This window comes from Ruegeria sp. AF5, from assembly GCF_056541905.1.
Map to the genome: position 1 here is coordinate 1 of NZ_JBQFYZ010000019.1, position 19,542 is coordinate 19,542.

17 protein-coding genes and 1 pseudogene are annotated in these 19,542 nt (G+C 57.9%); 8 read left to right on the forward strand and 10 right to left on the reverse strand.

The genetic code is table 11. The features are described 5' to 3' along the window. Window positions 1-75: 75 nt before the first annotated feature. The 4 genes and pseudogenes from ACR0DS_RS17900 to ACR0DS_RS17915 form a co-directional block, all read left to right on the forward strand. Window positions 76-459, forward strand: a pseudogene (locus ACR0DS_RS17900) (tripartite tricarboxylate transporter permease); the annotation flags it as partial. 25 nt (window positions 460-484) lie between these two features. After that, window positions 485-1,279 (forward strand): SDR family NAD(P)-dependent oxidoreductase, encoded by a 795-nt coding sequence (locus tag ACR0DS_RS17905; protein ID WP_480560474.1) that lies wholly within the window; start codon window positions 485-487, stop codon window positions 1,277-1,279. Window positions 1,280-1,302: 23 nt separating this feature from the next. Continuing rightward, the gene (locus ACR0DS_RS17910; RefSeq protein WP_480482889.1) at window positions 1,303-2,790 is read left to right on the forward strand and encodes an aldehyde dehydrogenase; all 1,488 of its coding nucleotides are present in this window, start codon (window positions 1,303-1,305) and stop codon (window positions 2,788-2,790) included. A 16-nt stretch (window positions 2,791-2,806) separates the two neighbouring features. Continuing rightward, the gene (locus ACR0DS_RS17915; protein ID WP_480560476.1) at window positions 2,807-4,033 is read left to right on the forward strand and encodes a Tm-1-like ATP-binding domain-containing protein; all 1,227 of its coding nucleotides are present in this window, start codon (window positions 2,807-2,809) and stop codon (window positions 4,031-4,033) included. Between the two features lie 188 nt (window positions 4,034-4,221). On the opposite strand, the gene ACR0DS_RS17920 is transcribed toward ACR0DS_RS17915, so the two are convergent. Continuing rightward, window positions 4,222-5,133: a PhzF family phenazine biosynthesis protein gene (locus ACR0DS_RS17920; protein WP_480560478.1), complete on the reverse strand. Its 912-nt coding sequence runs from the start codon at window positions 5,131-5,133 to the stop codon at window positions 4,222-4,224. 136 nt (window positions 5,134-5,269) lie between these two features. Here ACR0DS_RS17920 and ACR0DS_RS17925 point away from each other — a divergent pair, with 136 nt between their 5' ends. Further along, complete coding sequence (locus ACR0DS_RS17925; protein WP_480560480.1) at window positions 5,270-6,172, forward strand: LysR family transcriptional regulator; 903 nt, start codon at window positions 5,270-5,272, stop codon at window positions 6,170-6,172. 337 nt (window positions 6,173-6,509) lie between these two features. Here the strand turns inward: ACR0DS_RS17925 and ACR0DS_RS17930 are convergent, their stop codons facing one another. Together ACR0DS_RS17930 and ACR0DS_RS17935 are read right to left on the reverse strand one after the other, a co-directional pair. Next, entirely contained in the window at window positions 6,510-8,165 is a 1,656-nt protein-coding gene (locus ACR0DS_RS17930; RefSeq protein WP_480560482.1) for an FAD-binding oxidoreductase, read from the reverse strand. 69 nt (window positions 8,166-8,234) lie between these two features. Continuing rightward, entirely contained in the window at window positions 8,235-8,855 is a 621-nt protein-coding gene (locus ACR0DS_RS17935) for a glutathione S-transferase family protein (protein WP_480560484.1), read from the reverse strand. 171 nt (window positions 8,856-9,026) lie between these two features. Between ACR0DS_RS17935 and ACR0DS_RS17940 the strand changes: the two genes are divergently transcribed. Beyond that, complete coding sequence (locus ACR0DS_RS17940; protein WP_480560486.1) at window positions 9,027-9,914, forward strand: LysR family transcriptional regulator; 888 nt, start codon at window positions 9,027-9,029, stop codon at window positions 9,912-9,914. 570 nt (window positions 9,915-10,484) lie between these two features. On the opposite strand, the gene ACR0DS_RS17945 is transcribed toward ACR0DS_RS17940, so the two are convergent. Both ACR0DS_RS17945 and ACR0DS_RS17950 read right to left on the reverse strand, forming a co-directional pair. Next, a complete protein-coding gene (locus ACR0DS_RS17945) occupies window positions 10,485-10,802 on the reverse strand; it encodes a DUF3775 domain-containing protein (RefSeq protein WP_267363482.1) in 318 nt (105 codons plus the stop codon). Window positions 10,803-10,888: 86 nt separating this feature from the next. Further along, complete coding sequence (locus tag ACR0DS_RS17950; protein WP_480482875.1) at window positions 10,889-11,662, reverse strand: DUF1365 domain-containing protein; 774 nt, start codon at window positions 11,660-11,662, stop codon at window positions 10,889-10,891. Window positions 11,663-11,808: 146 nt separating this feature from the next. On the opposite strand from ACR0DS_RS17950, the gene ACR0DS_RS17955 reads away from it, so the two are divergent. Both ACR0DS_RS17955 and ACR0DS_RS17960 read left to right on the forward strand, forming a co-directional pair. Next, entirely contained in the window at window positions 11,809-12,465 is a 657-nt protein-coding gene (locus ACR0DS_RS17955) for a sigma-70 family RNA polymerase sigma factor (protein ID WP_480482905.1), read from the forward strand. A 10-nt stretch (window positions 12,466-12,475) separates the two neighbouring features. Next, complete coding sequence (locus ACR0DS_RS17960) at window positions 12,476-13,126, forward strand: ChrR family anti-sigma-E factor (RefSeq protein ID WP_480482874.1); 651 nt, start codon at window positions 12,476-12,478, stop codon at window positions 13,124-13,126. 63 nt (window positions 13,127-13,189) lie between these two features. Here ACR0DS_RS17960 and ACR0DS_RS17965 read toward each other — a convergent pair whose 3' ends face one another. The 5 genes from ACR0DS_RS17965 to ACR0DS_RS17985 all read right to left on the reverse strand — a co-directional run bounded on the left by ACR0DS_RS17965 (window position 13,190) and on the right by ACR0DS_RS17985 (window position 19,539). After that, entirely contained in the window at window positions 13,190-14,419 is a 1,230-nt protein-coding gene (locus tag ACR0DS_RS17965; protein WP_209505068.1) for a DNA recombination protein RmuC, read from the reverse strand. Between the two features lie 57 nt (window positions 14,420-14,476). Then, on the reverse strand, window positions 14,477-16,339 hold the full coding sequence (gene mutL, locus ACR0DS_RS17970) for a DNA mismatch repair endonuclease MutL (RefSeq protein ID WP_480560488.1): 1,863 nt from the start codon (window positions 16,337-16,339) through the stop codon (window positions 14,477-14,479). Between the two features lie 261 nt (window positions 16,340-16,600). Then, the gene (locus ACR0DS_RS17975; RefSeq protein ID WP_480560489.1) at window positions 16,601-17,530 is read right to left on the reverse strand and encodes a metal ABC transporter permease; all 930 of its coding nucleotides are present in this window, start codon (window positions 17,528-17,530) and stop codon (window positions 16,601-16,603) included. Then, entirely contained in the window at window positions 17,527-18,732 is a 1,206-nt protein-coding gene (locus ACR0DS_RS17980) for a metal ABC transporter permease (RefSeq protein WP_480560491.1), read from the reverse strand. The genes ACR0DS_RS17975 and ACR0DS_RS17980 overlap by 4 nt, the downstream gene beginning before the upstream one ends. A gap of 3 nt (window positions 18,733-18,735) precedes the next feature. Further along, window positions 18,736-19,539, reverse strand: coding sequence for a metal ABC transporter ATP-binding protein (locus ACR0DS_RS17985; protein WP_480560493.1), 804 nt, complete (start codon window positions 19,537-19,539; stop codon window positions 18,736-18,738). Window positions 19,540-19,542 lie beyond the last annotated feature (3 nt).

Genomic DNA, 19,542 nt, shown 5'->3' on the forward strand with positions numbered 1-19,542 from the left:
CGCTTGCTGCATCATCAGAACGCGGCGTAGATTGAAACTGCGGCGAGCCTGATCCTCCTAAGCCAATCAAACGCTCGTGTTCCAAATCATTCGATGACGGACATGGTGATCCTGGTTCTGTCGTTCGTCGGTATCTACTCGCTGCGGAACTCCGCCACCGATTGTGCCATTGCAGCTGTTTTTGGTGTGATGGGTCTGATCTTGAAACGACAGAACCTTCCGATTGTCCCGATCATTCTGGGCATGGTTCTTGGTGGAATTATGGAAGTGAAGCTGCGCTCGGCCATGGCTCGGGTTCGTGATCCGCTGGACTTTGTTGACCGGCCAATCGCGGCAGGTCTGGCCTTGGCCATCGTCCTGCTGATCGGTTTCCATTTCTGGGGTGTTATTCGCGAACGTCGCGTCGCCCAGCCGGAAATGGAACATGACCACGACATCCACGACAGTCAGCAAAGCTGATCCGCACTCGGAAAAGGAGCGCAAAATGGCACGATTTGACGGAAAAACCGTTCTGATTACCGGGGCCGGTACAGGTATCGGGTCAGCGATTGCACGCAGGCTTAGCGCAGAAGGAGCCAATGTAGCCGTTATGGGGCGACGGGCAGAGCCGTTGGAAGCGGTCGCCGGACCAATCAACGGGTTGGTTGTACAGGCTGATGCAGCAAATGCCGATCAGGTGAAGGCCGCGTTGGAAACGATCAACGCCCGCTTTGGCGCACTGGATGTGCTTGTCTGCAATGCAGGCGGGTTCGGCTTTGGAACGCTGACTGACAATACAAACGATGATTGGAACAAATCTGTTCAAGCCAATCTGAATACGGCGATGGTGACTGCCCGCGCTGCGATGCCAGATCTTATCTCGCAAAATGGCAACATCCTGATGATGGCTTCAATTGCAGGTCTGGCCGCAGATCCAGAGGCTTGCGGTTATGTCACCATGAAACATGCCTTAATTGGTCTGGCGAAATCCATCACCCGCGACTACGGACGAAAGGGAGTGCGTTGCAACACAATCTGTCCTGGATGGGTACGCACCGAGATGGCTGATAGTGAGATGGAGGAGCTTGTTGAACACAGGGGTCTTTCATCGATTGACGAAGCCTATGCCCTGGTGACCCGTGATGTACCACTGGGCAAACCGGCGATGCCGGAAGATATCGCCCATGCCGCTGCGTTCCTGTGTTCTGACGAGGCTGCCCTTATCTCGGGTGCGGTGCTGACCATTGATGGCGGGGCGACCATTGTCGATGTTCCCACAATCGCTTTTGCTGACAAGTAACAAGCCTTTAGAGAGGTTCCCCCATGCTAGATCAATCCCGCATAGACGAACTGCGCCACGCACCGGTTCCTCCGTTTCAACACATTATTGATGGCGAAAAACGCGACGCCTCTGACGGAGAAATGCTGGAGGTGATTTCACCCCTGAATGGTCAAGTCCTGACCACTATGGCGCGTGGAACAGTCGAAGATGCCAATCTCGCCATCGCCGCTGCACGCCGCGCCTTCGATGATGGCCGTTGGTCCGACATGGCCCCGGCGGCGCGAAAGAAAGTGTTGCTGAAATGGGCGGAGCTGATCGAGGAACACGCATTGGAAATTGCGGTTCTGGGCGTCCGAAACAATGGCACCGAAATCAGTATGGCCATCAAAGCTGAGCCTATGTCGGCGGCACACACAATTCGTTACTACGCCGAGGCGATTGACAAAATCTATGGAGAGGTTGCTCCGACTGATCCTTCCGTTCTGGCGTTGGTTCATCGTGAACCGGTAGGTGTTGTCGGCACGATCGTCCCTTGGAACTTCCCGCTGATGATCGGCTCGTGGAAGTTTGCACCGGCACTTGCAGCCGGGAACACCGTTGTGCTGAAGCCCGCAGAAACCGCGTCATTGACGCTGGTGCGACTGGCTGAACTGGCGCTGGAAGCTGGCATGCCTCCGGGGGTGTTCAATGTGGTTACCGGCAAAGGTTCGGTGGTTGGAGAGGCCATCGGGCTGTCGATGGACGTAGATGTCATAGTCTTCACCGGCTCAGGATTTATTGGCCGAAAACTGCTGGAATACTCCGCACGCTCTAATCTGAAGCGCTGTTATCTGGAGCTTGGTGGAAAATCCCCCAATATCGTCTTCGCGGATGCCCCGGATCTGGACGAAGCTGTCAAGGTATCGGCCAATGGTATTTTCCGCAACTCCGGTCAAGTCTGTATCGCGGGATCCCGTCTGTTGGTGGAACGATCAATCCATGACGAGTTTGTAGAAAAACTGGCAACCTTTGTCGAAACTCTCCGGCCCGGTGACCCACTGAATATCGCTTCGACTGCAGGTGCGGTAAACTCATTAAGTCAATTGAACCAGAACCTTGGTTTTGTGGAAGAAGCACGTGGTCTGGGGCGGGGCATCCGCACCGGCGGGATCCGTATTCTGGAAGAAACGGGTGGCTATTTCATGGCCCCGACGGTTGTAACGGGGGTTCACCGCACCGACCGGCTGGCAACGGATGAAGTGTTCGGCCCGGTTCTTGCAGTCATTCCCTTTGACACCGAAGAAGAGGCAATCAAAATTGCCAATGGAACCGATTACGGTCTGGCATCCGCAGTATGGACGTCGAACTTGTCGCGCGCCCACCGCATGATCCGGGCCATTCAGGCAGGGGTTGTCCATGTAAACACCTATGGAGGGGCCGACACAACGGTTCCATTGGGTGGCGTCAAGCAGTCTGGCAACGGTCATGACAAATCGCTGCACGCCTTTGACAAGTATTTCGAGCTGAAAACAGCTTGGATCAAACTTTGAACCTGAAAGGCGGCCTATGACCAATCGAACTATTCTTGTCGTTGGGACCTATGACACCAAAGATGATGAACTGAACTTCATCTCTGACGTGATCCGTGAACAGGGTGGATTGGTGAAAACCATGGACATCAGTGTGCTTGGCGACCCCAGTCACCCCACTGATTACTCCAAGCATCAGGTGGCTGAGGAGGGTGGCCACACAATACAGGAAGCCATTGATGGCGGTGACGAAAACCTTGCGATGCAGATCATGGCCAAAGGTGCAGCCCTGCTGGTTGCACGGCTGCACCATGAGGGCGTGTTCGATGGCGTTTTGGTTTTGGGCGGTTCAATGGGGACCGATCTGGCCCTTGATCTGTGCTGTGCCTTGCCCATTGGTGTGCCCAAATACATCGTCTCAACTGTCTCTTTCTCGCCGATGATCCCGCCCGAGCGGCTGCCGGCAGACGTTCAGATGATCCTTTGGGCTGGTGGTCTTTACGGGCTTAACTCGGTCTGCGAAGCCTCTCTCCGGCAAGCTGCTGGCGCGGTTCTGGGGGCCGCACGCGCTGCCCGTCCGATGAAGAAAGACCGCCCTCTAATCGGGATGACATCCTTCGGCAAAACAGTCTTGCGCTATATGGTGCACCTGAAGCCCGCCCTTGAGGCGCGCGGGTTTGAACTGGCCGTTTTCCATGCTACGGGCATGGGAGGGCGCGCATTTGAAAGCCTTGCTTCAAAAGGTGAATTCGCCGCCGTTTTGGACTTTGCACCGCAAGAAGTCGGCAACCACATGTTGGGATCAGCCATCAGCGCCGGCGAAGATCGCATGACCAATGCGGGCAAGGCCGGTGTGCCGCAGATTGTTTCGATTGGGTGTTATGATCTAGTCGATTTGGTAGGCTGGCATCCCGTTCCTCCAGCGTTGGCGGATCATGACCTTCATAACCACAACCGACTAATTACTGCGGTCAGCATGAGCGCCGAGCAAAGGCGCGAGATGGCACGCACCATGTGCGCAAAACTTTCTGAAGCAACCGGCCCGACTGTTCTGCTTGTGCCGCTCAGAGGCGGTAACGAATGGGACAGGGCCGGGGCGATTTTGGAAGATGTAGAGGGACTTGCAGGATTCATCGAAGAGCTGAGAAAAAACTGTCCGGAAAACGTAACACTTGTGGAAATTGACAGCCACATCAACGATGTCGAGTTTTCAGACAAGACCTTGGAGATTCTGGATACCTGGCGCTCTGATCATGTGATCTGATTGGGTTGCCCGACTATTCAACGTGAACGTCACAATCTGAACGAGCGCCCCAGCAAAAGCTGCGATATCCGCGCTCGGAGAGAGTTCGTTGTTTTGAAGGATCGCAACAAGATTTGCGTAAAACCGCTCTTCAACTTGCTCGACAAAGCTGCGCGCAATGTTACATGCCGCCCCAAACGCTGTTTTAGTCACACCGACAATTGAAAGGACCGCATGACTTTGCCTTGCCCGCCTGCCATTAGGCTGGCGATTGCGCCGTCACGAACTTCCAGTTCAACCTGAATCAAACTGGGCGAAGGGGTGTCCATGAACATGCCCTGTTCAATCAGAAACCCGTGCTGGCGGCGGTGACCCAGGTCGTGCAGGACACAGGCCAGCGGCCCTGCGGCCATTCCCGTCGCGGCCTCTTCATCAATGGCATATCGGGGGGCGAACATGCGTGTAGTAGCGTCGCGCCCGTCCGAGCATTGGGCCGTTGTGAACACATAATATCCTATCAGGTCCAGACGGTCGCTGATCGTTTTGATCTGCTCGAAATCGGGTTTGATCGAAGCCAGAGTTTCCCTGTCGGCTACTCCGATCACGATAAAACTGTTGCCGGTATTGACCAGAGCGGGCGGCATTTCGTGATCCAGATTGCTCGGGGACAACCCCAAAGAGCCCAAAACGTCCTGCAAACTGACACCCTGAGAGGTCCAATCTTCTGGCGTTTCATATCTAGGGGCCAACTGTTCCATAAACGCGGCACCATCCTTGATCAGAATCCGGCGCGGGCCGTCCACAGTTTCTTTTGAAGTTTCAGGATCAGGAATACGGCCAAGTGCATCCAGATGGGAAAAAGCGGCAATGGTCGCATGGCCGCAATGCGCGATCCTGCGGTTCGGGGTGAAAAAGTCCAGTTTGAAACCCTCGGTCGCGGATTGCGAGACAAAAGCGGTTTCGGACAGGCCAACCTGTGACGCGATCTTCAGCATCTGCGCCTCGGTTAACCCGTCGGCATCCAGAACAACCCCAGCAGGGTTGCCCCCTAGCCCGTTGTCCACAAAACCGTGCACGATCTGAACAGTCACGTTTTGGCCGATGGCTTGGCTTACATTCACGGCATTTCTCCCATTTCCTGCGGGCGCTTTTGCCTTAGCGGAGTGATTGTGTCTTCGCCTGAGACATAGTGTGTTTCAATTGTTGGCAGAATAATATTAAGCTTGAATTTATTATTCACTATTTTGGAATAATCACATGGACAAGTTTCGCGCGCTTCTGGTCTTTTCGAAGGTGGCCGACCTGGGTGGCTTTGCTGCTGCTGCGCGCAACCTGAACATGTCGCCACCGGCTGTGACGCGCACCATTTCGGTACTGGAGGGCGAGTTGGGCGCCCGTTTATTCGTAAGAACGACACGATCTGTCATGTTGACCGAGAGCGGGCGCAGATTTCTGGAAGATGCCAAGCGCATTCTCGTTGATCTGGAACAGGCAGAAAACGCTGCGGTCGGGACCTATGCGGAACCCAAAGGGTTGCTCAACCTCACTTCGTCTGTGTTGTTTGGCAGATTGTTCATCACACCAATTCTTGCTGATTTTCTGGGGCACTATCCCAAAATCGAGGCGCGAACGCTGTACGTGGACCGGATCGTGAATTTAATAGACGAAGGTGTGGATGTTGGCGTCAGGATAGGTCCGCTTGCGGATTCCAGCCTTATGGCCGTGCGTTGCGGTTCTGTCAGACAGGTTGTTTTTGCAGCACCCGAATACCTTGAAAGAGCAGGCGAACCCGAAAGCCCGGATGACCTGAACAGACATGCCCTGATCAATTCCCTAGCCCTGTCGCCTTCAGGCCAGTGGCAGTTTGACCACCTGGGCAACCCGAAACTTGTGCGTGTTCATCCACGGATCAGCATGAATACCAACGATGCTGTAATCGAAATGGCACTTCGCGGTCAGGGTCTGGCCCGGCTTTTGTCCTATCAAGTCGCACCATATCTGGCGGACGGACGGCTAAAGGCAGTGTTATCTGATTTTGAACCGGCTCCTGCACCGGTTCACATCGTGCACCACGAAGGGCGGATGGTGTCCGCAAAGATTCGCGCATTTGTCGATTTTGCCGCAAGCCGCCTGAAACGTGAGGCAGCACTGGAATACTGAAGCGTCGAACTTCGACCTGCCACTTTTACCGCAGCTTGGGGAGGTTTCTGTGTCGGCAGGCGGCCGAAGGCGTCACACTTTTCTTAAGGCGTATATGCAATCGTAGGAACGACTTAGGAATAACAGCGAGAGGAACTGAGGAGTTGGTGTCTGACGCCTAAAAACTCGAACTACTCAAATACAAGCCGGTGAGTTTCGATTGAAAGCTGGAATGGCGAAATCATTCCGGCCGGTGAACGCTATCCCAACAACACAATGCGAACGAAACGAACCAAAGGCGCGTATGTCCTTGCTCTGGTGGTTTGAGTTTCATTTGCCCACGAAGGATCACGTCAAATCACCCAGTGGGGCCAAAACTTTCGGTGTGAATATGTTCCTGAAAGATGCCCCGGCGTTCCAGATCGGCCTGGATCTCGGCCATGAAACCGACAGGGCCGCACAGAAAGTAATGCGCGCTGGCATCGTTGATCAGTTGCGCCAGAAGCGCCCCATCGACACGGCCATGCGAGTCATAGTCCACTCCGAACTCATCCTCTGACGTTGGTTGGCTATAGGCCACATGCGACGTGATCCCCGGCCGCCTGGAGGCCATATCGCGAACTTCACCGGCCATAGGATGGTGTTGACCGTCCCGAGCGCCGTGGATGAACCAGACAGGGCGGTTGCCGCGCTCGTCTGCGACCTTATTCAGAATGCTCAACATTGGTGTGATACCAACACCAGCGCTGACCAGAACCAATGGGCACCGGTCGCAAGTCATTGTGAAATCACCCGCAGGCCGACGGCTGTTGATGATTGCGCCTGGCTCCAAATGATTGTGCAGAAACTGCGATGCGATCCCTTTTGGCTCACGCTTGACTGTAATCCGATAGCGATGATTGTTCGGTCCGTTGCTGAGCGAATAGGTCCGGCGCACCGGTTCGGCGATCCCTGGAATTTCAAGCTCGATTGGCAGGTATTGCCCGGGCTCGAACCCAGCCAAGTGGCCACCGTCGCGGGCTTCGAAAACAAACGAGGTGACATCGACGCTTTCACGGATCTTTTCGATCAGGCGGAGCGACCGGACAGAATCTGCATCCGAAGTCCATCTGAGGCTGACTGCCGCGCGGATTTCCACGACCTCGTCAATCTCCAGTGTCACCAGCCGCCGCGCCCCGGGGAAATTTGTGATCTCATCGCTGGCCCAGTCGATCGAGGCGACGCCGGTCAGTTGCAGCAAGCTGCCGCTTTCGAAATCGACGAACAGAAATCCCGCCCTTGGGTCGAGCAACAGGTTGCCGATAGTGTTGAAGTGGTTATTGCCGGCATAGTCGGGAAACCGCAGCCGCCGGTTGTCCAGAACCTGCACGAAACCACGGTCGCCACCGCGATGGGACGCATCCATCCCAAAGGTCGGGCTTTCGCCCTCTTCGCGATAGCCGCTGGCGATAAAGAAAGTATCGGCTGTTTCGATCCACCGGAGCTGATCCGACGTCAAGTATTGGCCGCGTGTCATTGGTCCGGGCCTCGAATCTTCAACCCGGTGCCACGCGCGTTCACGGATATACTGCGGGCAGTTGCCAAAGGTCTGGTCCACGTGAAAGTCAAAACCTGTTGGAGTGACGCGTCCGGCGCGGCCATTGATGCGGTTGCGCCGACGCGTGGCCAGTTCAATACCAAGGATGCCAACATCACTTTTGGGGTGAAGGGCACCGTGCAATGCATCGCCTTGGGCTGGCAAGGCAGTAATGGAAAGCGTTTTGTTATCTGGTGCAGAGACGAACCCGTCTGGCCCTTCCAATAACGTAACCCAGGGCCGACCTTGCGCATCGCGCGCAGCCATCACGAGAAACGGCAGGGCGGTATGAAAATCCCGATGCTGTTCGGGCATGTGGTCGCGGACAACTTTCCGTGCCCAGTGTTCGATGTCGCGGACACCCAGCCGCGCCTGCGCCATGTGTTCACCCCGATGAAAAGGGGAAGTGCTGCTGTCGCTGGGTTCGATGGAAATCATGGGGTCTCTCCTGGGGCGGCACGGTTTGGACGCATGCGCCTGGTCCTGACGGCCGGGCGCGCTCTGGTGTCAGGCGGCGAGGCCGACCTTGGTGCTTTGCATGGCCACAAAGCCGGGCAACGCCTCAACCCGGGCCAGCAGGGCGCGGATATTGGGATAATCATCCAGTGAAACGTTTCCCTCAGGCGCATGGGCCGTATAGCTGTAGATCGCGACATCAGCGATGGATGGACTGGTTCCGACCAGCCAGTCGCGTCCGTTCAAATGCGCCTCAAGCCGGTCAAAGGCGGATTTGGCGATGGCCTTGGCACGTTCTGCATCCAGTTGAGCTCCAAAAACGGTGATCAATCGTGCTGCCGCAGGGCCGTGGGCGATGTCGCCGGCGGCCAGCGACAAGAACTTCTGAACGTCCGCCTCGCGCACCGGGTCAGTCGGTAACCAGTCAGGCGCGTATTTCCGCGCAAGGTACACGAGTATAGAATTGGAGTCGGCGATCACAATTTCACCGTCCTCAATCACCGGCACCTGTCCGGCAGGGTTCAGGGAAAGAAACGGCTCTTTCTTGTGTTCGCCAGACAGCAGGTCGACATCGATCAAATCGTGATTGATGCCGCCAAGTTTGGCGAATAGTTCCACCCGGTGTGAATGCCCGGACAATGGATGACGGTGGATTCGGATGGCGTTTGGCATGTCTGCTTCCTTTCGGAGGAGTTTCTTGGGAGTGAGCTGACGATGTGGGTCAGCGATCACTGGCTAGAACATGGCAAAACCATTTCCAGTTATAATCCTGCATTTCATTCAGTAACTATGAACGAATTGGGTATAATAGGGCATACATCAACCTGACGAAGGAGCGCTGCGTTGGATACAATTGACACGATGCGGGCATTTATGGCCGTCGCTCATGACGGCTCGTTCACTGCCGCGGGGCGGAGGCTGGGCCTGTCTACCAAACTGGTCAGCAAGTATGTTGCCCAGTTGGAGGCCAAGCTATCGGCGCAACTGTTCAACCGGACAACCAGAAGCGTTTCGCTGACAGACGTCGGCATCGCGTACCTTGAACGCTGCCGCCCGATCGTGGAACAAATCGACGAGCTGGAAGACCTTGTTCAGGAGCGGCAATCGGCACTGGCCGGGCCAATCCGAATAACCGCACCAACCGGGTTCGGCAGCATCAACCTGACTCAGGCTTTGGCTTCGTTTCTGCGGGCACATCCGAAGGTCGATATCGACCTTAAACTGTCGGACTCGCGCGTGGCGCTTGTTGAAGAGGGGTTCGATCTTGCCATACGGATCGGGGTGTTGCGGGATTCGACCCTGATTGCGCGGAAGCTGTCCGATATGCCGCTGATCGTCTGCGCGTCGCCTGATTATCTGGCGGAAAGGGGGCGTCCGGGTGATCCGATGGCACTGGCCACACATAACTGCCTGATTGACGAAAATCCAGCCGACGCAACAGCATGGAGGTTTCGAGCCGGGACAAGGGATATTGTGGTCAAGGTGGCGGGAATGTTTCATGCCAATGCCCCGGCGGCGATTGCCAACATGGCGATTGCCGGGCTGGGTATTGCGCGTTGCCCGCACTATGTGATTGCCCGCAGTCTGGAAGAGGGTACCCTGGAGCGCCTGTTTCAGGACTATGAAACGGAAAATTTCGGCCTTTATGCGCTCTATCCACCCAATCGTCACCTGACGGCCCGGGTGCGCGCGTTGATTGATTTTCTGGCGCAGCATTTTCGATCAGGCTGACATCCAGCAACTGAAACGGATCCACAGTCCAGCCACAACCGCGGTGGTTGTTCCGCAAAGTCTTGAGAAAGTTAGGCAGAGCTTTCGTTTTGGTGCATGAGATGAAGAGTATTTCCCGCTTTGTCTAAAGCGCGGTAGAGATCCATCCACTTTCCATGGACATGCACACGGACCTATGTGGCGTCCATGCGCCAAGAATTCAGTGTAGGACGCTTCATCGATTGCGCGCGCAGCGATCATCGGCGAAAACCGCGTGACCCACATGTTCTATGTAGCATGGTCCACGCGCAATCCCCGTTCGCCATGATTTCCTCAAGGCCGCGACAGAAAACAGTCTACCTCAGTAGAAATACACGGCTTACAAAGCCACACCTTTGGGAAAGTGGCGGCTTTTCAAGAAGATCACATAGAAACCCATTCGCGGCGGCTTCGAAGGCAAAGAGAAACCGAATACAGACTTTCACCAACCTCGCTCGAAAGCTTGACACCCCCGTCGCTGTTAGTCTGCCTTGGCGGGCAATATCCGGTGCCGCCAGACGCAGGCACCGGGCAGCGATGCCGACGAGGGGCCTACATCAGATCGTTTTCCACGTCTTCTGCAGATATTCCCAATGCGTCCAGACCATTCTCAAGGTGGTCAGACATATGCGGTGTTCCGATCAGGTAATCTGCACAAGGGGTCGATGCCTCGGACTTGGCGGTGGCGATGGCCTCGGCCAGATCTTCCGCAAAAAAGCTCTCGCGCCCGATCCACATGATGGCTACCAGTTCGGCCTGCTCGTCTTCGCTCATGCGGTCGATGAACGCCCGCAATTCGCCTTCGGCCCGGTTCAGTTCGCGGCCCATCATGGCGACCTGGGCGACTTTTCTTGCCGAGATTTCCATCATCTCTTCGACTCCTCGTGTTCGCGGTTGTTACGCCATCACAACCACCGACAGGGGCCCGCGTCTTTGATCTTGAACAAACAGGCTGGTCACTGCCCCACACGCGTTACTGGGTGATCAGGCACCGGTTCCCTGCGAAACGGGCGGAAGGCGGCTTTTTTCAGCCACAACCTGAAGGCCTGCCAGAGGATCAGCGCAAAAGTGCGACGCGAACCGAAAGGGCGACGCAGAAAAGACCAAAGGATCACCCGGCTGGTCAATGGCTGGCGCGGTCCGGTCAGCGTCGCGATCAACCCGCCATCCGCGCGCGTGTAGTCGATCCACACACCGACCCGATCCGGGCTGTAGTCGAAGCGGAACGTATAGCTGCCTTCAATCTTCTGGAAGGGCGAGACATGCATCACCTTTTCGGCCGTCAATCGGTCGGTTGGTCTGATGGTCGAAAAATCCGGCTTATGGCACAGATAACTGTGACGCGTTCCGAAGGTGTTCGTCACCTCGGCCACCACGGCGTAAAGCTGATCATCGCGGTCAAAGCAGAACCAGAAACTGACGGGATTAAATACGTGGCCCAGCACCCTTGGCTGGGTCAGCAGCATGACCTGCGCGGGTTGCGGAATGTCCATCTCGGTAAATCGCGCGCGCAGCCAGGCGGCACCATGGCCTTGACCCGGCTCTCCTCCGTGATCGCGGGTTCGCCAGTTGGTGACATTCGTCCGGTCCATTGAAAACAGAAAAGGCGTGGTCAACCGGGCTTCGGGATCAAACAGGATGTAATCGACAGAATACCGGAAGGCGTTGTCGATTGCCCCCTTGCGGCCGTGATAGGTGTGGCCTGCAACATGATCTATCGTTTTTGCCATCCGATGTCTTCTGGTCCTTGCACACCCGCCAGAGCAGTCGCGATTTCTTTTTTGCCGCTGGTGTTCATATTACGAGACTTGGCCGGGAGCGGATCAAAATGTTCCGATAAAGTGATCCGGCTTGGGACATGCGCCGTATTGTGGTTATGTTTACCCAGATCAATACAGCGACCTTGGACGGACCAGCGGTTGAAACACCCGCCCCTCAATCTTGGCGCATCAACAAACGCATCAAGGGTAGGCGGGTGAACGACATCAACGGCAAGCGCGAGACCAGGGCCGAATGGGTGGACCACGTCAGACGCATCCGGGATGCGCAGGATCAGGCGGCATTTGCCGAGCTGTTCCAGCACTTCGCGCCGCGTATCAAGGCGTTCCTGATGAAGTCAGGGGCGGATGCCGCCATGGCAGAAGAATGCGCACAAGAGGTGATGGCGACCTTGTGGCACAAGGCCCACCTGTTCGACCCGACGCGTGCCACCGTGGCCACATGGGTGTTCACCATCGCACGGAACAAGCGCATTGACGTGCTGCGCAAGCAACGCCGCCCTGAACCCGAAGATCTGGGTTGGGGGCCCGAGGCTGAGCCCGATCAGGATGACGTCATCGCGCTGCAACAGGAAACCGCGCAACTGCGCACCGCCTTGAAAGCGTTGCCGGATGCACAGCGGGACCTGATCGAGAAGGCATATTTCGGCGACCTGAGTCACCGGGAAATCGCATCGCAGACCGGGTTGCCGCTGGGAACGATCAAATCACGGATACGGCTGGCGCTGGACCGCCTGCGCCACGCGATGAACTGAGATGAGTAAGATGAGCAAGTTGATCAAACATCACCTGACAGATGACCTGCTGATGGCCTATGCCGCAGGCGGTCTGCCCGAAGCCTTCGATCTGATGGTCGCCACGCATCTGTCCCTGTGCGACCACTGCCGCGCGCGCGCAGAAAGCTATGACGCCGTTGGCGGGCATGTTCTGGACGAGCAGAGTGAGGGTGTCAGCATGAGTGAAACTTCACTGGCGGCCACGATGGCTTTGATCTCCCAAGGTGCTCCGGCGCCCAAGCCCGTTCGCCCGGGATGTGCAGTTCTGCCGGCCCCGTTGCAGGATTACGTGGGCGGAACAGTCAAGGACATCCGCTGGAGGTCGATAGGTATGGGCGTCAAACAGGCGATCCTGCCGACCACCAAAGACGCCACCGCCCGCTTGCTTTTCATTCCGGCCGGTGCTGCCGTGCCGGATCATGGCCACAACGGCATGGAGCTGACAATGGTTCTGCAAGGGGCTTTCTCGGACGAGGTTGACCATTTTGCCCGTGGCGATGTTGAAATCGCTGACGAGGATCTGGAACACACACCTGTCGCGGATATCTCGGAAGACTGCATATGCCTGGCGGTTACGGATGCGCCGCTGAAATTCAACAAGCTGATGCCGCGCCTTTTCCAGCCCTTTCTGCGTATCTGAACGCTTGCAGGCACTGGTCCATCAGAACCGGCCCGGTGCCGGTTCAGTTCTTCAACAGGATGTTCAGCCTTCGTGACGTGCCAGTGGCACAACCTCTGTTTCAGTATCGGGCGCGATTTCTTCGAAGTCGAAATTATCCAGCCGCTGCGCCCGGCGGCCGGCCTTTTCGGCACTGATCTTGATTTCCGAGATATCCTTGGCCGCCTGCCCGAAGTGACGGTCGAGGTTTGAAACGCGGTCGCCCAGACGGTCCACGTCTTTGTGCAGCAATCCCAGTTCTTTGCGGATCGCACCGGCCTGTTCACGCATGCGCGCATCTTTCAGGATCGCCCGCATCGTGTTCAGCGTGGCCATACAGGTGGTGGGCGAGACGATCCAGACCCTTGCGGCAAACCCTTCGCGCACCACATCGGGCAGGCGGGCGTGTAGCTCGGCATAGATCGCTTCGGACGGGACGAACATCAGGGCTCCGTCAGCGGTTTCCCCGTCGAGGATGTATTTCTCGGAAATCGCCTTGATATGCACTTTCACGGCAGCGCCAAAAGCCCGCAGGCATCTTTCAACATCCGCCTTGGTCTGCGCGGCGGCAAGTGCCTCGAAATCCTCAAGCGGGAATTTCGCGTCAATCACGATCGGGCCGGGCGGGTTCGGCAGATGCACCAGGCAATCCGCGCGCCTGCCGTTCGACAAGGTGGCTTGCAGCGAATAGCTGTCCGCGGGCAGCGCCTTGGACACGATATCGTTCAGCTGAATCTCACCAAACATCCCGCGCCGCTGCTTGTTCGACAGGATATCCTGAAGGCTGAGAACATCGCCCGACAGTTTCGTGATATTGTCCTGCGCCTTGTCGATGGCGGCCAGACGTTCCTGCAGCTGCGTCAGTGATGTCGCCGTCTGTTTTGACGAACCGTGCAGGGTTTCCTTCATCCGTTCCTGCATCTCGGCCAGCGCGCGAGCCGATTTCATCGCGTTATCCGCTAGCCGGTCATTCATCTGCTGCTGAACCGAGGACAAGCGTGCCTCGACCGTCTGGATCACCTGCACCTGCGCGTTGGCCTGTGTGTCCGAAACATGCTGCAAGCCGCCGCGCAACTGTTCCTGCCCCTGCCCCAGCTGCTGCACATGCTGACCCAGAAGCGCCATCTGCCGCGCCAGCGGTTCCGCCATCCGGGCCGAGCGATTGGCGGCACGCAACGACAGGAACAGCAGCAGCAGGATCAGCGCGACTGTTCCGCCCACGATAAGAACAACCGGGTCATCCAGCGCATATTCTGTTCCTGCAATCTTGATCATGTCGCCTCGGATGTTCTTGTTTTGTTTCTGTCTTCTTAAGGCCTGTTTGAGACCAAATCAACTGCGCCCGAACAGGCGTTCGATGTCGCTTAGCTTCAGTTCCACATATGTTGGTCGCCCGTGATTGCACTGGCCGGAATGCGGCGTCGTCTCCATCTCGCGCAGCAGGGCGTTCATTTCCTCGGCCCGCATACGGCGGCCGGACCGAACCGAGCCGTGGCAGGCAACCCGGCTGAGGATCGCCTCGATCCTTGCCTGCACCATCTGGCTTTCGCCCTGATCGGCCAGTTCGTCGAGGATATCCAGTATCATCGCGCGCGCATCGACCTCGCCCAGAATGGCCGGGGTTTCGCGCACGGCAATGGCGCCTCCGCCAAAGGGTTCGATGGTCAGCCCCAAACGGGACAGGTCATCACAGACAGCCATCAGACGGGCGCAGTCACCTTCGGACAACTCAACAATCTCAGGGATCAAAAGCGCCTGCGCCGCAACGCCCGTCTCGGCCATCTGTTTTTTCAGCTTTTCATAGACCAGCCGTTCATGCGCGGCGTGCTGATCAACGATCACCATTCCATCGGCAGTCTGGGCGATGATGTAGTTTTCATGCACCTGTCCGCGCGCGGCGCCCAGTGGAAGATTCTGGGCATCAGGCTCCTGACCCTGCGAAGCGGGTGCAACCGGGATCGGATCGACAATGCTGCCGCTGTAATCATGCGCCAGTTCCGCAAAACCCGGAGCCTGTGCCCGGTACGCAGCCTGGCGCGCTGCAGGCGACGGGCGATCCATCTGATAGACCCGCGCTGGTGCAGACTGCGCGGGTTCCGGTCGCATTGCACCCAGTGTCGCGTTGGCCACGGTCGAGGACGCGCGATGCCCGGCCTCGGCCAAAGCGTGACGCAAACTGGATACGATAAGCCCGCGCGCAACGCCGGGATCGCGGAACCGGACCTCGGACTTGGCAGGGTGAACGTTCACGTCAACCAATGTCGGGTCGCAGTCGATGAACAATGCCGCCGCCGGGTGACGGTCCCGGCTGAGGAAATCGAAATAAGCCGCCCGCAAAGCACCGGTCAGTATCTTGTCCCGCACGGGACGCCCGTTGACAAAAAGGTACTGCGCCACCGCAGCGCCACGGGAATAGGTCGGCAGGGCCGCATAACCAAAAAGCCTGAGACCGTCGCGCGTGGCATCAATCCGCAGCGCATTCTCGGCGAATTCGCGCCCGATCACACGGGCAAGACGGGCGTGCAAGGCGTCAAACAGGTCGCCATTCTCGCGATCCGCGCGGAAGATCACTCGGCCTTCGCCACCGCCCGAGACATCGCGCAGGGTAAATGTGACGGATGGCTCAGCCATCGCCAGCCGCTTCACCATGTCCGTGATCGCCTGCGCCTCGGCCCGGTCGGTGCGCATGAATTTCAGCCGGGCGGGGGTGGCGAAGAACAGATCGCGCAGCTCGACCACCGTGCCCGCGCGCAGGGCGGCAGGCTTGACCGAACCCATCTTGCCACCCGCAACATGGATCTGCGCCGCGTCCGCACCGGGCACGCGACTGGTTATGGTCAGGCGTCCGACAGCCCCCAACGAGGGCAAAGCTTCGCCTCGAAACCCGAAGGTGTGGATATTCAGCAGGTCCGATCCGTCGATCTTTGATGTGGCATGGCGCGACAGGGCAAGCGGCAAATCTTGGGCCGGGATGCCGCACCCATCGTCGGTCACGCGGATCAGTGTCTTTCCCCCGTCGGCGATTTCGACGGCTACACGCGCGGCCCCAGCATCAAGCGCATTCTCGACCAGTTCCTTGACCGCCGAGGCCGGGCGTTCCACCACTTCACCCGCCGCAATACGGTTGATGGCAGCATCGTCAAGCTGTCTGATCACGGGGCGATTTTCGCTGATATTGGGGTTTGTCTGCGCCATACCCCTAGACCTAGCACAACCGCGCACGATTCTGCCACCGGTTTGAGCATGTCTTCTGATCGGAAAGGGGCGCCCGGATGGCCGTGAATGAATCCCCATTCCGTACCATCCGGGCCTACCAGAGTGAGTGGTGTGTTCAGCTAATCAATGGGCAGCCTCTAGCACGAGACTTCCCAAAAATCTGCTTAAGATTAACCTTAACGGCATCTGGGCAGAGTTTGGCCGATGACGCATGGGCATCTGCGGCAGGAAAATGCCGTCTCAGGCTGATGTCTGAACACCAACACGTGTGCGGCATGGGCCAAACATGGCCGCCAGTGCCAGGATCAGCCCGGACATCGTTGCGATCATCCCCGCCGCACTGACCGCATCCGCTGCACCCAGCCACAGGGGTCCGTAGCCTGCCAGCACATACCCTGTCACGGCAGAGGTTATAGCGATCACGACACTCCAGCCAATCTGCGCCTCAAGCCGGTTGGTCAGCATCCGCGCGGCTGCCGGAGGGCAAATAAACATCGCGATCACGATGATCGAGCCCACAGCGTCAAAAGCGGCAACCGCCGCGATGGCTGCAGTGATGACGAGCGCTATACCCAGAAGTCCCGTGCGAATACCAATCGTGCGGGCGAAACCTTCGTCAAAGGTGGAAATTTTCAGCGGCCGCCAGAACAGCCATGTGAACAGCATCACTCCGACCAGTGTCAGCGCTATACGGGGCAGTTCCGGGGGCAATCCGGCAAGGGCCTGAGCGTCCAGCAGCGAGGACCACCCGGTCGCGTCCAGCCAGATCAGGCTTTCGAGATTGCCGTAAAGCGCATGTTCCACATCCAGATGCACGGTTGACGTATCCGTCTGCTCAAGCAGCAGAACGCCTGCCGCGAACATGGTGGTAAAGACCACGCCCATGGCGGCTCCGGGTTCGATCTGCCCCAGCCGGCGAATGGCCTCGATCAGGACAACAGCCAGAACCGCGGCCCCTGCCGCGCCCAACATCATCGGCCAAGTGGATATGGCCCCTGTCAGCAGAAACGCAACAACGATACCCGGCAGCACCACATGGCTGATCGCATCGCCGATCAGCGCCTGTTTTCGCAACACAAGAAAGTTGCCGGGCAAGGCACAGGCGATGGCCGCACATGTTCCGATCAGCAGCGGCGTCAGAGACAGCGGGACGAATTCTTCACCACTCATGCCGGTATCCCCTGCGGCCCGCCAATCTGGCGGTCGATCTCATCAATCTGGTCCCGTGTCAGAACAGACTCGATATCGCGCAATCCGTCATAGAGCGCAGCTGTCGCCTCGTGCGCCTGATCGGCGCGCACGATTTCCCATCGCTTTTCATCCCGCAGGGCCTTGGCCGCGCGGGCCTTGCCGGTGTCCGTCGCGACGCCATCCGCCCGGACCAGCCCGGCACGCCGCAGCAAACGCAGGGTCAGGGGTTCATAGATCTTCTGCCCTTGTGCCAGCGCCAGAAGCCCCTGACGAATATGCACCCGGCGCTGAAACCGCAGATGCCGCAGCACCGCCGCCAGAACGCCGCGCATCGGGGCGAAGAAGAGGGAGGCGAGGAAAAAGGCAAAGCTGACCAGCACGATAATCGGGCCGGTTGGAAGATTGGGCGCAGATGCGGATATGGCAGCGCCGATATATCCGGCCAGACCACCGGCCAACCCGGCCAACAGAACAACGCGTTCCGAGCGGTCAGACCAAAACCGGGCGGTCACTGCCGGAATGATCAGCAAAGCCACGATCAGGATCAGGCCGACGATTTTCAGGCCGACCACGGTCACGGCCATGACCAGCCCCATCATGGCCAGGTCGATACGATGCACTGGCAACCCGCGCGCCGCTGCGTATTCGGGGTCGAATGCGACAAGGGTCATCGGACGGCGGATGATCAGCACCAGAGCCAAGGTCAAGGCGCCACCAAGTGCGATGATTACCGCATCGGCCCACAGCATTCCAGCGGTCGAACCCAACAGGAAACCTTCCAGCCCGGCCTGACGGCCAACCCCCATGGTTTGGATGACCGTCAGCAGCACGATCCCAAAGCCGAAGAACACAGACAGGACCGCACCGATCGCGGCGTCCTCGGCCAGTCGGGTGCGCCGTGTCAGCCAGTTCATGCACAACAGACCAACCCAGGCTGAAATGGCGGACCCCACCAACAGGCCCGGCAGGTTGCGCCCGTCCCCACCCAGCGCGACCAGCACCATGAACGCGATACAGACGCCCGGCAAGGTTGCATGGCTGATTGCGTCGCTGACAAGGGCGCGCTTGCGCAGAAACAGGAAGGTCCCTGTCACGCCCGCCGACACGCCAAGCAATGTCGCACCGATGGCAACCAGCGTGGCATTATAGCCAAGCTGAAGGGTCAGAGCATCCCAAAGCATGAACTATCCCAGCGCGCGTGAAATCTGATCGATCTGGGCCGTTGCCAACCTGCCACCATAGGCCGATTGCAGCGTTTCCGCCGTGAAGGCCTCGGCCACCGGCCCTTCGGCCACCTTGCGAGTGTTGATCAGGAAAACGTGGTCGAAATAGTCGGTCACGGTGGCCAGATCATGATGCACGACAACGACTGTCTTACCGGCCTCTTTCAGGGACTTCAGCACCGCGATGATGGCTTTTTCGGTAGCAGCGTCGACACCGGCAAACGGCTCGTCCAGCAGGTACAGATCAGCATCCTGAGCCAGAGCACGCGCCAGAAACACACGCTGTTGCTGGCCACCGGACAGCTGGCCTATCTGGCGATCCGCGAAATCGCGCATTCCGACACGGTTCAGGCAATCCATCGCACGGGCCTTGTGGCGCGCGCGCAAGCGGCCCAACAGGCCCAGTTCACGCGACAGACCCATCAGAACCACGTCGATCACCCGTGTCGGGAAATCCCAGTCCACGCTGGCACGCTGGGGAACATAGGCAACACGTGCGCGTTGCGAATTCAGCGGCTGACCAAATACGGTCACCTGCCCCGACAATGGCGTAACGATGCCCAGCGCCGCCTTGAGCAGCGTTGACTTTCCAGCACCGTTCGGCCCGATAATGGCGGTCATCGCGCCGGGCGTTACCGTCATATCAACCGAAAAGACCGCTGGCTTCTGCCCGTAGGAAACCGTCAGGCCCCGCACAGCCAGAGGGCTGTCATCCAGATTATGTTCCTGGATCGTCACACCTTCGTTGCTGATCAGCCCCAGCATCAC

Bases quoted from the DNA above. Each gene is read 5' to 3' on its own strand.
- ACR0DS_RS17905 (WP_480560474.1), top strand. From the start codon at position 485: ATGGCACGATTTGACGGAAAAACCGTTCTGATTACCGGGGCCGGTACA.
- ACR0DS_RS17910 (WP_480482889.1), top strand. From the start codon at position 1,303: ATGCTAGATCAATCCCGCATAGACGAACTGCGCCACGCACCGGTTCCT.
- ACR0DS_RS17915 (WP_480560476.1), top strand. From the start codon at position 2,807: ATGACCAATCGAACTATTCTTGTCGTTGGGACCTATGACACCAAAGAT.
- ACR0DS_RS17925 (WP_480560480.1), top strand. From the start codon at position 5,270: ATGGACAAGTTTCGCGCGCTTCTGGTCTTTTCGAAGGTGGCCGACCTG.
- ACR0DS_RS17930 (WP_480560482.1), bottom strand. From the start codon at position 8,165: ATGATTTCCATCGAACCCAGCGACAGCAGCACTTCCCCTTTTCATCGG.
- ACR0DS_RS17935 (WP_480560484.1), bottom strand. From the start codon at position 8,855: ATGCCAAACGCCATCCGAATCCACCGTCATCCATTGTCCGGGCATTCA.
- ACR0DS_RS17945 (WP_267363482.1), bottom strand. From the start codon at position 10,802: ATGATGGAAATCTCGGCAAGAAAAGTCGCCCAGGTCGCCATGATGGGC.
- ACR0DS_RS17950 (WP_480482875.1), bottom strand. From the start codon at position 11,662: ATGGCAAAAACGATAGATCATGTTGCAGGCCACACCTATCACGGCCGC.
- ACR0DS_RS17955 (WP_480482905.1), top strand. From the start codon at position 11,809: ATGTTTACCCAGATCAATACAGCGACCTTGGACGGACCAGCGGTTGAA.
- ACR0DS_RS17960 (WP_480482874.1), top strand. From the start codon at position 12,476: ATGAGCAAGTTGATCAAACATCACCTGACAGATGACCTGCTGATGGCC.
- ACR0DS_RS17965 (WP_209505068.1), bottom strand. From the start codon at position 14,419: ATGATCAAGATTGCAGGAACAGAATATGCGCTGGATGACCCGGTTGTT.
- mutL (WP_480560488.1), bottom strand. From the start codon at position 16,339: ATGGCGCAGACAAACCCCAATATCAGCGAAAATCGCCCCGTGATCAGA.
- ACR0DS_RS17975 (WP_480560489.1), bottom strand. From the start codon at position 17,530: ATGAGTGGTGAAGAATTCGTCCCGCTGTCTCTGACGCCGCTGCTGATC.
- ACR0DS_RS17980 (WP_480560491.1), bottom strand. From the start codon at position 18,732: ATGCTTTGGGATGCTCTGACCCTTCAGCTTGGCTATAATGCCACGCTG.
- ACR0DS_RS17985 (WP_480560493.1), bottom strand. From the start codon at position 19,539: ATGCTGGGGCTGATCAGCAACGAAGGTGTGACGATCCAGGAACATAAT.